The following is a 13,544-nucleotide window of genomic DNA, read 5'->3' on the forward strand; positions in this document are numbered from 1 at the left end:
CGGGTGTCCGAGTGCGCCGGTACTTCTTCCGGAAGTTCCATTGATTGTTGTCGCTAACATGGCTGCCGTCCGGGCCTGGCCGGCGCGCTGCGGGCGACTCCGGCGTGGATCTCCTCGATCGGCGGCCGGGCCGGTCCGCGCCGTGCGACAGTCGCCCGTTCCGGGTGGCGGTCCTCGTTACGCAGCTGTTGCCCGGAGGTGTCTTGACGGATATGTATGTGAGCGCTAACACTAGCTCCGTGACACGGCGGAGGTGCAAATGAGCGATGTGGACGCGGCCGACCGGTACGTGATCGGGGTCGACTTCGGCACGTTGTCCGGGCGGGCGCTCGTGGTGCGCGTCCGCGACGGCGCCGAACTCGGCACAGCGGTGCACGAATACCGGCACGGGGTCATCGAGAGCGCGCTGCCCGACGGCGGCCCGCCACTGCCGCCGGACTGGGCGCTGCAGGATCCCGACGACTACCGCGACGTGCTGCGCCACGCGGTGCCCGCGGCGCTGACCGCCGCCGGCGTGGACCCGTCCCGGGTGATCGGCCTCGGCATCGACTTCACCGCCTGCACCGTGCTGCCCACGCTGGCCGACGGCACCCCGCTGTGCGAGGTCCCCGAACTGCGCCGTCGCCCGCACGCCTGGGTCAAGCTGTGGAAGCACCACGCCGCGCAGCCGCACGCCGACCGGATCAACGCGCTCGCGCACGAGCGGGGCGAGCCGTGGATCGGCCGCTACGGCGGCAAGATCTCCGCCGAGTGGCAGTTCGCCAAGGGCCTGCAGATCCTCGACGAGGATCCGGAGGTCTACCGGCGGGCCGATCGCTTCATCGAGGCCGCCGACTGGATCGTGTGGGAACTGTGCGGAGTCGAGACCCGCAACGTCTGCACGGCGGGCTACAAGGGCATCCGGCAGGACGGTCGATACCCGTCGGCGGACTACCTGGGGGCACTCGACCCCGACTTCGTCGACTTCGTCGCCAAGCTGGACGGTCCGCTGCTGCCACTGGGGGCCCGGGCCGGCACGCTCGGCGCCCGCGCCGCGGTCTGGACCGGGCTGCCCGAGGGCGTCGCGGTGGCCGCGGGCAACGTGGACGCCCACGTCACCGCCGCCGCCGCCCAGGCGCTGCACCCCGGCCGGCTGGTGGCCATCATGGGCACCTCCACCTGCCACGTGCTCAACGGTGCCCGTCCCGCCGAGGTGCCCGGCATGTGCGGTGTCGTCGACGGCGGCATCAGCCCCGGCGCCTGGGGCTACGAGGCCGGGCAGAGCGGCGTGGGGGACATCTTCGGCTGGTTCGTGCGGCACGCCGCACCGGCCGGCCTCGACTCGCACGAGCGGCTCACCGAACTCGCCGCCGCCCAGCCGATCGGCGCGCACGGCCTGGTGGCGCTGGACTGGTGGAACGGCAACCGTTCGCTGCTGGTCAACCACGACCTCAGCGGACTGATCATCGGGCTGACGCTGGCCACCCGGCCAGCCGACGTCTACCGCGCGTTGCTGGAGGCCACCGCGTACGGCACGCGGATGATCATCGAGGCGTTCGCCGAGGCGGGGGTGCCGGTCGAGGACCTGGTGGCCGCCGGCGGGCTCACCTCGAACCCGCTGCTCATGCAGATCTACGCCGACGTCACCAACCGACCGCTGGGCGTCATCGGCTCCGCGCAGGGACCGGCGCTCGGCTCGGCCATCCACGCGGCGGTCGCCGCCGGGGCGTACCCGACGATCCACGAGGCGTCGGCCGCGATGGGTCGGGTGGACGAGGGCGTCTACCGGCCCGTGCCGGAGAACGTCCGGGCCTACGACGCGCTCTACGCCGAGTACCGGGCGCTGCACGACCACTTCGGTCGTGGCGCGAACGACGTGATGCTGCGCCTGCGGGCGATCCGCAACGCGGCGGCGGACAGCGTCGCCGCGGGCCCGGCACCGACCCTGGAGGTGGTGGGATGAACGCCGACGTCGCCCGGCAGGTCGCCGCGCTGCGGGAGACCGTGGCCCGACTGCACCGGGAGTTGACCCGCAACGGCCTGGTGGCCTGGACCTCCGGCAACGTCTCGGCCCGGGTCCCCGGCCAGGAGTTGATGGTCATCAAGCCCAGCGGGGTGGACTACGACGACCTGACCGCCGACACCATGGTGGTCTGCGACCTCACCGGCGCGGTCGTCGACGGTGGCTCCCCGTCCAGCGACACCGCCGCGCACGCCTACGTCTACCGGGCGATGCCCGAGGTGGGCGGCGTCGTGCACACGCACAGCGGCTACGCCACCGCCTGGGCCGCCCGGGGTGAGTCGATCCCGTGCTGGCTGACCGCCCAGGCCGACGAGTTCGGCGGGGAGATCCCGGTCGGGCCGTTCGCGCTGATCGGCGGCGACGACATCGGCAAGGGCGTCGTCAGTACGCTGGCCGGCCACCGGTCGCCCGCGGTGCTCATGCGCAACCACGGCGTCTTCGCCGTCGGCCGGGACGCGCGGGCCGCGGTCAAGGCCGCGGTGATGTGCGAGGACGTGGCCCGCACCGCGCACCTGGCCCGTGCGCTGGGTCAGCCGCTGCCGATCGCGCCGGCCGACATCGACTCGCTCTACGACCGCTACCAGAACGTGTACGGCCAACGCCCGCCGGCCGGGTGACCCGGGCCGGCACCACACACCTATCCCACCACCACACCCGGGCGCCCGCCGGCCCTCGCCGATGACGCGTCCGGATCATCCAACCCGAGGAGAACCGATGAGAACCAGGAGCACGGCACGTACGGTCGTCGCGGCCCTCGCCGGCGTCCTGCTCGCCGGCGGCATGGCTGCCTGCGGGAACAGCGACACCGGCGGCGGTTCCGGTGGCGGCAATGACAAGCTCGTCCTGGGCTTCTCCCAGGTGGGCGCCGAGAGCGGCTGGCGCACCGCCAACACCACCTCGATCAAGGAGGCGGCGGCGGCGGCCGGCGTCGAGCTGAAGTTCGACGACGCCCAGCAGAAGCAGGAAAACCAGATCAAGGCGATCCGCAACTTCATCCAGCAGAAGGTCGACGTGATCGCCTTCTCGCCGGTGGTCGAGTCCGGCTGGGACACCGTGCTCAAGGAGGCCAAGGACGCGAAGATCCCGGTGATCCTGACCGACCGCGCGGTCGACTCGGCCGATAAGTCGCTCTACAAGACCTTCCTCGGCTCGGACTTCGTCAAGGAGGGCCGGCTCGCCGGCGAGTGGCTGGTGGAGCAGAAGAAGGCGGCGTCCGGCCCGGTCACCATCGTCGAGTTGCAGGGCACGACCGGCTCGGCGCCGGCGAACGACCGGAAGAAGGGGTTCGGCGAGGCGATCGCGACCAACCCCAACCTGAAGATCGTCGCCTCGCAGTCCGGTGACTTCACCCGGGCCGGCGGCAAGCAGGTCATGGAGCAGTTCCTCAAGGCCAACCCCAAGATCGACGTGCTCTTCGCGCACAACGACGACATGGGGCTGGGCGCGCTGGAGGCGATCACCGCGGCGGGCAAGGTGCCCGGCAAGGACATCACCATCATCACCGTGGACGCGGTGAAGGACGGCATGCAGGCCCTCGCGGACGGCAAGTTCAACTTCATCGCCGAGTGCAGCCCGCTGCTCGGCCCGCAGCTGATGGACCTGGCCAAGAAGGTCAAGGCCGGCGAAGAGGTGCCCCCGCGGATCGAGACCGAGGAGACCACCTTCACCCAGGAGCAGGCCAAGGAGGCGCTGCCCAACCGCAAGTACTGACCGACACCCGGGGTCGCCGTCACACCGACGGCGACCCCCCGTGCCACCACCGTCGAAGAAAAGGCCGATGGGATGACGGGTAGCCGTCCGGTCCTGACCATGACCGGCATCAGCAAGACCTTCCCCGGGGTCCGCGCACTCCACGACGTCGACTTCCGGCTGTTCCCGGGCGAGGTCCACGCCCTCATGGGCGAGAACGGCGCCGGCAAGTCCACCCTGATCAAAGTGTTGACCGGCGTCTACGGGACGGACGCCGGCGTTGTCACGCTCCACGGCGAGCAGGTCGCCTTCACCGGTCCGATGCAGGCCGCGGCGGCCGGTGTCAGCACCGTCTACCAGGAGGTCAACCTCTGCGCCAACCTGTCGGTGGCGGAGAACGTGTTCATCGGCCGGGAGCCGCGCCGCCTCGGCGCGGTGCGCTGGGGCGAGATGCGCCGGCGAGCGCGGGAACTGCTCGCCCGGCTCGACCTCGACCTCGACGTCACCGCGCCGCTGGGCAGCTACTCGCTGGCGGTGCAGCAGATGGTCGCCATCGCCCGGGCGATCGACGTGCAGGCCCGGGTGCTGATCCTGGACGAGCCGACCTCCAGTCTGGACGCGGGCGAGGTGGCGCAGCTGTTCCGGATCATGCGGCAGCTCCGCGACGAGGGGATCGCGATCCTGTTCGTCACGCACTTCCTCGACCAGGTCTACGGCATCGCCGACCGGATCACGGTGCTGCGCAACGGCACCCTGGTGGGGGAGTACCGCACCGAGGAACTGCCGCAGTTCAGCCTGGTCGAGAAGATGATCGGCCAGGAGCTGGACGTGCTGGAACGACTGGACGAGCAGCAGAAACGGGCCACCGTCGGCACCGACGGCCCACCGCTCGTGGACGCCGCCGACCTGGGCCGCCGGGGCGCGGTCGCCCCGTTCAGCCTGCGCATCCACGCGGGTGAGGTGGTCGGCCTGGCCGGCCTGCTCGGCTCCGGGCGTACCGAGGTGGCGCGACTGATCTTCGGCGCCGACCGCGCCGACCACGGCCAGATCCGGCTCGACGGCGGCCGGGCGCCGGTGCGCAACCCGATCCAGGCCATCGGGCAGGGCGTCGGCTTCTGCTCGGAGAACCGCCGAGCGGAGGGCATCGTCCCGGAGCTGTCGGTCCGGGAGAACATGATCCTCGCGATGCAGGCCGCGCGCGGCTGGTTGCGGCCCATCCCGCGCCGCCGCCAGGACGAGCTGGTCCGCCGGTACGTCGAGGCGCTGAGCATCCGTCCGGCGAACCCGGAGCTGCCGGTGCGCAACCTGTCCGGCGGCAACCAGCAGAAGGTGCTGCTGGCCCGCTGGCTCATCACCGAGCCACGGTTGCTCATCCTGGACGAGCCGACCCGCGGCATCGACGTCGGCGCCAAGGCCGAGATCCAGAAGCTCGTGGTGCAGCTCTCCGACGGCGGCATGGCCGTGCTGTTCATCTCCGCCGAGTTGGAGGAGGTGCTGCGGCTGAGCCACCGGGTCGCGGTCATGCGCGACCGGGAGATGGTCGCCCAGCTCACCAACGACGACACGCTCGACGCCGACCGCGTCATGCGCACCATCGCCAGTGGCACCCCCCGGGAGGAGGTGAACCGATGACCGCACTCGCCGACCGCCTCCGCCCGCTGACCGGCCACCGTCTGTTCTGGCCGGCTCTGGTGCTCGTGGTCATGCTCGCCGCGAACACCGTCTACCGTCCCGGCTTCCTCGCCGTCGAGGTCAAGGACGGTCACCTGTACGGCACGCCGATCGACATCCTGCGGCTGAGTGCCCCGCTGATGCTCGTCGCGCTCGGCATGACCCTGGTCATCGCCACCGGCGGCATCGACCTGTCCGTCGGCTCGCTCTGCGCGATCAGCGGAGCGATCGCCTGCCTGCACATCAGCGGGGCCGCCGACCAGAACAGCCCGGCCACCGTGGCCACCGCACTGGCCCTGGCCTTCGGCGCGGCACTGGTGCTCGGCGCGTGGAACGGGGTGCTCGTCGCCGTGATCGGCATCCAACCGATCATCGCCACGCTGATCCTCATGGTGGCCGGCCGGGGCATCGCCCAGCTGGTCACCGAGGGGCAGATCATCACGATCAACTCCGGGCCGTACCGGGCGATCGGGCTGGGGCACTTCCTCACGCTGCCGCTGGCCATCCTGATCGCCCTGGCCGCCGCGCTGCTGGTGGCCGCGTTCACCCGGCGCACCGCGCTCGGGCTGATCGTCGAGTCGGTCGGCGGCAACGCCGAGGCCAGCCGGCTGGCCGGCATCCGCTCCCGGCGGATCGTCTTCCTCGTCTACGTGGTCAGCGCCGCCTGCGCCGCGCTCGCCGGCTTCATGGTCACCGCGAACGTGTCCAGCGCCGACGGCAACGCCGCCGGCCTGTGGATCGAGCTCGACGCGATCCTCGCCGTGGTGATCGGCGGCACCTCGCTTGCCGGCGGCCGGTTCTCCCTCGGCGGCACCGTCCTCGGCGCCCTGATCATCCAGACCCTGACCACCACGGTGTACGCCATGAACATCTCGCCGCAGACGTCGCTGCTGTTCAAGGCGGTCGTCGTCATCGCCGTCTGCCTGGTGCAGGCCCCGGCGTTCCGGGCCCGGCTGCGCCGGCGCCGGCGCGGTGCCGAACCCGGGCCGGCGACGCCGCAGCGGGCGAAGGAGCAGGTGTCGGCATGAGCAGCACGTCCCTGACCACCGGTCGGTCCTGGCGGCCGAGCCTGCCCCGGCGGCACGTCCCGGTCCTGGCCACGCTCGTCCTGCTGCTGGTCATGTACGGCATCGGCGTGTCCCAGTACCAGGCGTTCTCCAACGTCCAGGTGGTCTTCAACGTCTTCATCGACAACGGCTTCCTGCTCGTCGTCGCGGTCGGCATGACCTTCGTGATCCTCACCGGCGGCATCGACCTGTCCGTCGGGTCGGTGGTCGCGATGACCGCGATGGTGTCCGCCGCGCTGCTGCGCGACGGCCTGCCGGCGGCCCTGGTCCTGGTGATCGCGTTGCTGATCGGCCCGACCCTGGGGTTCCTGATGGGCTGCGCGATCCACTTCTTCGAGATCCAGCCGTTCATCGTCACCCTCGCCGGGATGTTCTTCGCCCGGGGCATGTGCACGTTCATCAGCGACTCCTCCATCTCCATCACCGACGGCTTCTGGACGTCCACGTCGCAGGAGCGGATCGGGAACCCGGCGGGCAACTTCGTGTCGGTAAGCGTGCTGATCGCGTTCGCGGTGGTGCTGATCGCGGCGTACGTGCTGGCGTACACCCGGTTCGGCCGCAACGTCTACGCGGTCGGCGGGAACGCGCAGTCGGCGCTGCTGATGGGCCTGCCGGTGGCGCGGACCCGGATCGCGGTCTACACCATCAGCGGACTGTGCTCGGCGATCGGCGGGCTCCTGCTGTCGTTCTACACGCTCTCCGGCGCGCCGCTGATCGCCGTCGGCATGGAACTGGACGTGATCGCCGCGGTGGTGATCGGCGGCACCGTGCTCACCGGCGGCTCCGGGTACGTGTTCGGCACCGTGCTCGGCGTGCTGGTGCTGGGGGTCATCCAGACGCTCATCACATTCGACGGCAGCCTCAACTCCTGGTGGACGAAGATCGTGATCGGCGGGCTGCTCTTCGCGTTCATCCTCCTCCAGCGCCTCATCGGCATCCGGTTCAAGTGACTAGCGCGGAAGGCGACAACATGCCCACTCACCCCCAGCCCGAGGTCTGGTTCCTCACCGGCAGCCAGGGCCTCTACGGCGAGGACACCCTGCGGCAGGTCGCCGACCAGTCCCGGCAGATCGCCGCCCGGCTGGACGAGTCGCCGGACATCCCCGTACGCGTGGTCTGGAAGCCGGTCCTGACGTCGAGCTCGGACATCCTCGCGGCCTGCCGGGACGCGGCGGCGCAGGGCGTGGTCGGGGTGATCGCCTGGATGCACACGTTCTCCCCGGCGAAGATGTGGATCTCCGGCCTGGACGCGTTGCAGACGCCGCTGCTGCACCTGCACACCCAGGCCAACGTCGTCCTGCCGTGGGACGACATCGACATGGACTTCATGAACCTCAACCAGGCCGCGCACGGTGACCGGGAGTTCGGCTACATCCAGACCCGGCTCGGGGTGGCCCGTAAGACCGTCGCCGGTCACGTCACCGACCCGCGCGTGGTGGGCCGCGTCGCCGCCTGGGCGCGGGCCGCGATCGGCTGGTCGGCGGTGCGGACGCTGCGGCTGGCCCGGTTCGGCGACAACATGCGCGACGTCGCGGTGACCGAGGGGGACAAGGTCGAGGCCGAGCTGCGCTTCGGTGTCTCGGTCAACACCTACGGCGTCAACGATCTCGTCGCGGCGGTCGACCAGGTCGCCGACGCGCAGGTGGACGACCTGGTCAAGGAGTACGACGACACCTACCGGGTCCGTCCCGAGCTGCGGCCCGACGGTGACCGGCACGAGTCGCTGCGCTATGCCGCACGTCAGGAGCTGGGCCTGCGCACGTTCCTGGACGCCGGCGGGTTCCGGGCGTTCACCACGAACTTCGAGGACCTCGGCGGCCTGCGCCAGCTCCCCGGCATCGCGGTGCAGCGTCTGATGGCCGACGGCTACGGGTTCGGCGGCGAGGGCGACTGGAAGACCTCGGTGCTGGTGCGGATGCTCAAGGCGATGGCCGTCGGTGTCGAGGGCGGGACCTCGTTCATGGAGGACTACACCTACGACCTGACGTTCGGCCAGGAGCTGATCCTCGGCGCGCACATGTTGGAGGTCTGCCCGAGCATCGCCGTCGGGGTGCCCAGCGCCCAGGTGCACCCGTTGGGCATCGGCGGGCGCGAGGACCCGGTGCGCCTGGTCTTCGACGCGTCGCCCGGCCCGGCGGTGGTGCTCGGCATGGTGGACATGGGGGAGCGGTTCCGACTGGTCGCGAACGCGGTCGACGTGGTGCCGCCGCCGCAGCCGTTGCGCCGGCTGCCGGTGGCCCGCGCGGTCTGGCGGCCCCAGCCGGACCTGCCCACCTCGGCGGAGGCATGGATCACCGCGGGCGGGCCGCACCACACCGTGTTGTCCCAGGCGGTGGGCGTGGAGGAGCTGCGCGACCTGGCCGCGATGGCCCGCACCGAACTGCTGGTCATCGACGCCGACACCCGGGGCCCCCGCTTCGCCGACGAGCTGCGCTGGAACCAGGCGTACTACCGGCTCGCCCGCGGTTTCTGAGCGGGCCCGGGTCGCCCGCCGCGACCCGGCCGGGGCGGGAGCCTCCGCTTGACGAACGGCATGTTATCGCTCACAGTCGATGTATTGGGTCGCCGGCACCGCTCGCGGGCCGTTCCGGGCGCGATCTGCGCCGCAGTTGCCAGGGATCCGACTCCCCTCGGGCGGGGGCCATTGCTGTTAGCGATAACGAGGCCGTTCGCGGCCGGCGTCGCCCTGCCCGGGCTCCGCCTGGACGAAGGAGGATCATCGTGGTGACAGCTCGACTGTCGCATGGACGCGGATGGCCGGCCCGGCTGTTGGCCGGGTTGGTGGCACTGCTGGTCGGCGGCGTGGTGGTGGGTGTGGCCCCGACGCCGGTCGCGGCGGCCACGGTGGACACCGCCGCCTGGTACGTGCTGGTGAACCGCAACAGCGGCAAGGCGTTGGACCTGTACAACCAGGCCACGAACGACGGTGCGCGCATCACCCAGTGGACGCGCAACGACGGGGCGTGGCAGCAGTGGCAGTTCGTGGACTCCGGCGGCGGCTTCTACCGGCTGCGCTCCCGGCACTCCGGCAAGGTGCTCGACGTGACCGGCGCGTCCACCGCCAACGGCACCGCCGTCGTGCAGTGGTCGGACCACAACGGGACCAACCAGCAGTTCCGGCTTGCCGACTCGGACGGCGGGTACGTCCGGCTGATCAACCGGAACTCGAACAAGGCGGTGGAGGTGCAGAACGCCGCCACCACCGACGGCGGCAACATCGTCCAGTACGACGACTGGAACGGCACGAACCAGCAGTGGCAACTGGTCCGGGTCGGTGACGGCGGCAACCCCGGCAACCCGGGCGGCAGCTTCACCAACCCCGCGGTCTGGCAGGACTTCGCCGACGTCGACATCATCCGGGTCGGCGACGTCTACTACATGTCCGCCTCGACCATGCACTACTCGCCCGGCGCACCGGTGCTGCGCTCCTGGGACCTGGTGAACTGGGAGTTCGCCGGACACTCGGTGCCACGGCTGGACTTCGGCACGAAGTACGACCTGCCCAGCGGCAGCCAGGCGTACGTGGACGGTATCTGGGCCTCGACGCTTAACTACCGGCCGAGCAACCGCACGTTCTACTGGGCCGGGTGCATCGACTTCGCCCAGACCCACATCTACACCGCAGGCGCGGTCGACGGCGCGTGGAGCCGGCTGAGCACCATCCCCAACTGCTACTACGACGCCGGCATGCTGATCGACGACAACGACACCATGTACGTGGCGTACGGCAACGGCACGATAAGCGTGGCCCAGCTCTCCGCCGACGGGCGCACCCAGGTGCGGGCGCAGCAGGTCTACCAGACCCCGTCGAGCATCGGCACGCTGGAGGGGGCGCGCTTCTACAAGCGCAACGGCGCGTACTACATCTGGCTCACCCGCCCGGCCAACGGCCAGTACGTGCTCAAGTCCACGAACGGCCCGTTCGGCCCGTACGAGCAGCGGCAGGTGCTGCTCAACCTGCCCGGCCCGATCTCCGGCGGCGGCGTGCCGCACCAGGGCGGGTTGGTGCAGACGCAGACCGGCGCCTGGTACTACATGGCGTTCACCGACGCGTACCCGGGCGGGCGGATGCCGACGCTGGCGCCGATCACCTGGACCGCCGACGGCTGGCCGCAGGTGCAGACCGTCAACGGGGCGTGGGGCGCCAGCTACCCCAACCCGCTGCCGACGCGGCCGGTCAAGCCGCTCACCGGCACCGACACGTTCCCCGGCACCACGCTCGGCGTGCAGTACGAGTGGAACCACAACCCGGACAACAGCCGGTGGTCGGTGAACGACGGCCTGCGGTTGCAGACCGCCACCGTGACCAACGACCTCTACCGGGCCCGCAACACCCTGACCCACCGCATCCAGGGCCCCAGCTCCACCGGCACGATCGAGCTGGACTACTCGGGCATGCGCGACGGTGACCGGGCCGGCCTGGCGATGCTGCGGGACAGTTCGGCCTGGATCGGGGTGCGGCGGGACAACGGCGCCACCCGGGTGGTGATGACGAACGGCCTGACCATGGGCGCGGACTGGAACACCACGAGCACCGGTACGGAAGTCGCCGGCGCGGCGGTCTCCGGCGGGCGGATCTGGTTGCGGGCCAACGCCGACATCCGACCCGGCTCGGGCCGGCAGGCGCGGTTCTCCTACAGCACCGACGGGGTCACCTACGTCCCGTTGGGCAACGCGTTGACGCTCAACAACGCGTGGCAGTTCTTCATGGGCTATCGGTTCGGCTTCTTCAACTACGCCACGCAATCGCTCGGTGGCGCGGTGACGGTGCGGCAGTTCTCGCTGACAACGCCGTGACAACGGTCACCATTCGACGCCGTTGACAGATCCGTCAATTGCCCGGGGCGGGATTTCGGCACCACCCGAAAAGCCTCGCCCCGGGCCCGATCGCACCCGCGCCGACCTGCCGTGAAGCGGTTCCGGGCGGGGGAGGGGAAGGAGTCGTCGCCGATTCCTCGTATTGCGACGCCACGGCTGCCTATCGACGGTTCGGTGGTGCCGTTCCCGGTGGGACGGCTGGCGTAGACTGTCGCCACCCGGGCCGGTCCGGTCATGGTCGACCGGGTGCGGCCACTGCGGGCAGTTGCGAGAGTGAGGTGGCCGTGCGCGGTCCTGCGATGACGGACGTGGCCCGCCTCGCCGGTGTTTCGCACCAGACGGTGTCGCGCGTCCTCAATGGACACCCCAATGTGCGTGAGCAGACGCGACTGCGGGTCCAGGCCGCCATCACCGAACTCGGTTACCGACCCAACCGGGCGGCCCGCGCGCTGGTGACCGGCCGTTCCCAGGTGATCGGTGTGGTCGCCCAGAACACCACGCTCTACGGCCCGGCGTCCCTGCTGGCCGCGTTGGAGCAGACCGCCGCCGAGGCCGGCTTCGCGGTCAGCGTGGGCAGCGTCAGCGACCTGGACCACCGTTCCATCTCGGCGGCCGTGGAACGGCACCTGGCGCACCGCGTGGCCGGCATCGTGGTCATCGCGCCTGTGGAGTCCGCCGGGGAGGCGCTCGAACGTCTGCCGCACGACGTGCCCCTGGTGACCGTCGACGGCGATCCGCGCCGGCCGATCCCGTTGGTGACCGTCGACCAGGTCGCCGGTGCCCGGGCCGCCACCGAGCATCTCCTGAACGCCGGGCACCGCACGGTCTGGCACGTGTCCGGCCCGTCGGACTGGTTCGACAGCGCCGGCCGGATCGAGGGCTGGCGGGCGGCGTTGCAGGAGGCCGGCGTCGAGGTGCCGCCGCTCGTGCCGGCGGACTGGTCGGCGGCGGCGGGCTACCGGTGCGGGCAGATGCTGGCCCGGATGCCGGAGGTCACCGCGGTGTTCACGGCCAACGACCACCTGGCCCTCGGCGTGCTGCGCGCGCTGCACGAGCACGGCCGGCGGGTGCCGGACGACATCAGTGTGGTCGGGTTCGACGACGTACCCGAGGCGGCCTACTTCATCCCGCCGCTGACCACCGTGCGGCCCGACTTCACCGCGGTGGCCGGGGCGAGCCTGGAGATGCTGCTGGCGCAGATCGAGTCGGCCACCGCCGGACCGCTGCGGCGGACCGTCGCGCCGACGCTCGTCTCCCGGCGCAGCGTCGGCCCGCCGCCCGCGCGCTGACCGGTCGCCGTGGCCCCGCCCTCGTCGGCGGGGCCGGGCGCTACACCGGGAACCGGCCCTGACGCCACTGCCAGTGCCGCCCCGCCGCCAGGTGGTCGATGACCGCGCGCTGCAGCACGGTACGGCGCGGCAGCCGGTCCAGCGGGGTGCTCAGCGTACGGAAGACGAACCGGCGCACCTCCACGTCGGCGTCCAGCCCGTCCGGCTCCTGGTAGGGGTCGAGGGTGAAGCGGCGCTGGAACGCGACGATGTTGGAGTCCGCAGGCAGGTATTCGCGTAGCTGCGGGTCGAGCAGCCAGGAGCCGCAGGAGAACTCCGTGTGGTGCTCGTCGGGGAAGTGCCGGGGGAAGAACACGCGGGCCCGGTCGAGTGACGCGTCGACCGCCTCCGGGGTCAACGGCCCCGCGTCGGGGATGTGCAGGCCGATGGTGTCGCCGCGCTGGTGCTGCAACCGGCCCAGCTCGTAGAGCCCACCGCGGGTGTGCAGCGTCAGCCAGCTCTGCATCACCGGCCAGCCCTCGCCGCGCATCCGCCTGTCCACGGCCAGGTTGCGCCCCAGGTCGGCGAGCGTCGCCCAGGACACGTCGTCGCTGATCCCGTGCGCTCGGTGGTAGGCCCGCGCGTCGTCGACCAGGGCCAGGTACGCGTACACGTAGAGGTGCCGCCAGGCGGGACCCCGGTCGCGCGGCATGGCCGGGCCGGGTGGCAGCCAGCCGTGTCCGCCGAGGTCGGCGCGGACCAGGGCGATCGACCGGTCGAGCAGCCAGCGCAGCTCCGCCGTCCAGGCCGGCGAGTCGGGGTCGGGCCAGCCGGCGATGATCTCCGCGGCGTCGTCCGGGGGTACTGCGAGCCGGTCCAGCAGCGCGGGGGCGTCGGCGCGGGCGGGCAGCGGCACCGACGGTCGGTCCCCGGCGAGGCGGCGCACCCGGTCGACCTCCTCGGCCGGCACCCCGAGTCGGGCGGCGAGATCGTCCGTATCCACGCCGCCGACCCTACCGGCCGGTCGCC

The 13,544-nt window shown here is 71.3% G+C and carries 10 protein-coding genes; 9 read left to right on the forward strand and 1 reads right to left on the reverse strand.

Annotated features, from left to right (window positions below; genetic code table 11):
- Positions 1-259: 259 nt before the first annotated feature.
- The 9 genes from araB (at position 260) to ACLQ2X_RS00925 (ending at position 12,536) form a co-directional block, all read left to right on the forward strand.
- The gene (araB, locus tag ACLQ2X_RS00885; protein WP_425678952.1) at positions 260-1,942 is read left to right on the forward strand and encodes a ribulokinase; all 1,683 of its coding nucleotides are present in this window, start codon (positions 260-262) and stop codon (positions 1,940-1,942) included.
- On the forward strand, positions 1,939-2,619 hold the full coding sequence (locus ACLQ2X_RS00890; RefSeq protein WP_425678953.1) for an L-ribulose-5-phosphate 4-epimerase: 681 nt from the start codon (positions 1,939-1,941) through the stop codon (positions 2,617-2,619). The genes araB and ACLQ2X_RS00890 overlap by 4 nt, the downstream gene beginning before the upstream one ends.
- Positions 2,620-2,716: 97 nt before the next feature.
- Complete coding sequence (locus ACLQ2X_RS00895; RefSeq protein ID WP_425678954.1) at positions 2,717-3,712, forward strand: ABC transporter substrate-binding protein; 996 nt, start codon at positions 2,717-2,719, stop codon at positions 3,710-3,712.
- A 72-nt stretch (positions 3,713-3,784) separates the two neighbouring features.
- Complete coding sequence (locus ACLQ2X_RS00900) at positions 3,785-5,323, forward strand: sugar ABC transporter ATP-binding protein (protein ID WP_425678955.1); 1,539 nt, start codon at positions 3,785-3,787, stop codon at positions 5,321-5,323.
- A complete protein-coding gene (locus ACLQ2X_RS00905) occupies positions 5,320-6,390 on the forward strand; it encodes an ABC transporter permease (protein WP_425678956.1) in 1,071 nt (356 codons plus the stop codon). Before ACLQ2X_RS00900 ends, ACLQ2X_RS00905 begins: the two co-directional genes overlap by 4 nt.
- Positions 6,387-7,379: a galactofuranose ABC transporter, permease protein YjfF gene (gene yjfF / locus ACLQ2X_RS00910; RefSeq protein ID WP_425678957.1), complete on the forward strand. Its 993-nt coding sequence runs from the start codon at positions 6,387-6,389 to the stop codon at positions 7,377-7,379. The genes ACLQ2X_RS00905 and yjfF overlap by 4 nt, the downstream gene beginning before the upstream one ends.
- 20 nt (positions 7,380-7,399) lie before the next feature.
- The gene (araA, locus tag ACLQ2X_RS00915) at positions 7,400-8,902 is read left to right on the forward strand and encodes an L-arabinose isomerase (RefSeq protein WP_425678958.1); all 1,503 of its coding nucleotides are present in this window, start codon (positions 7,400-7,402) and stop codon (positions 8,900-8,902) included.
- A 251-nt stretch (positions 8,903-9,153) separates the two neighbouring features.
- Entirely contained in the window at positions 9,154-11,226 is a 2,073-nt protein-coding gene (locus ACLQ2X_RS00920; protein WP_425679522.1) for an RICIN domain-containing protein, read from the forward strand.
- Between the two features lie 320 nt (positions 11,227-11,546).
- Complete coding sequence (locus ACLQ2X_RS00925; protein WP_425678959.1) at positions 11,547-12,536, forward strand: LacI family DNA-binding transcriptional regulator; 990 nt, start codon at positions 11,547-11,549, stop codon at positions 12,534-12,536.
- Positions 12,537-12,576: 40 nt separating this feature from the next.
- Here the strand turns inward: ACLQ2X_RS00925 and ACLQ2X_RS00930 are convergent, their stop codons facing one another.
- Positions 12,577-13,518 carry an acyltransferase domain-containing protein gene (locus tag ACLQ2X_RS00930; RefSeq protein ID WP_425678960.1) on the reverse strand — a complete coding sequence of 314 codons (942 nt, stop codon included), beginning with the start codon at positions 13,516-13,518 and terminating at the stop codon, positions 12,577-12,579.
- Between the last annotated feature and the right edge of the window lie 26 nt (positions 13,519-13,544).

The sequence above is a fragment of the Micromonospora sp. DT31 genome, assembly GCF_049841795.1.
GTDB lineage: Bacteria > Actinomycetota > Actinomycetes > Mycobacteriales > Micromonosporaceae > Micromonospora.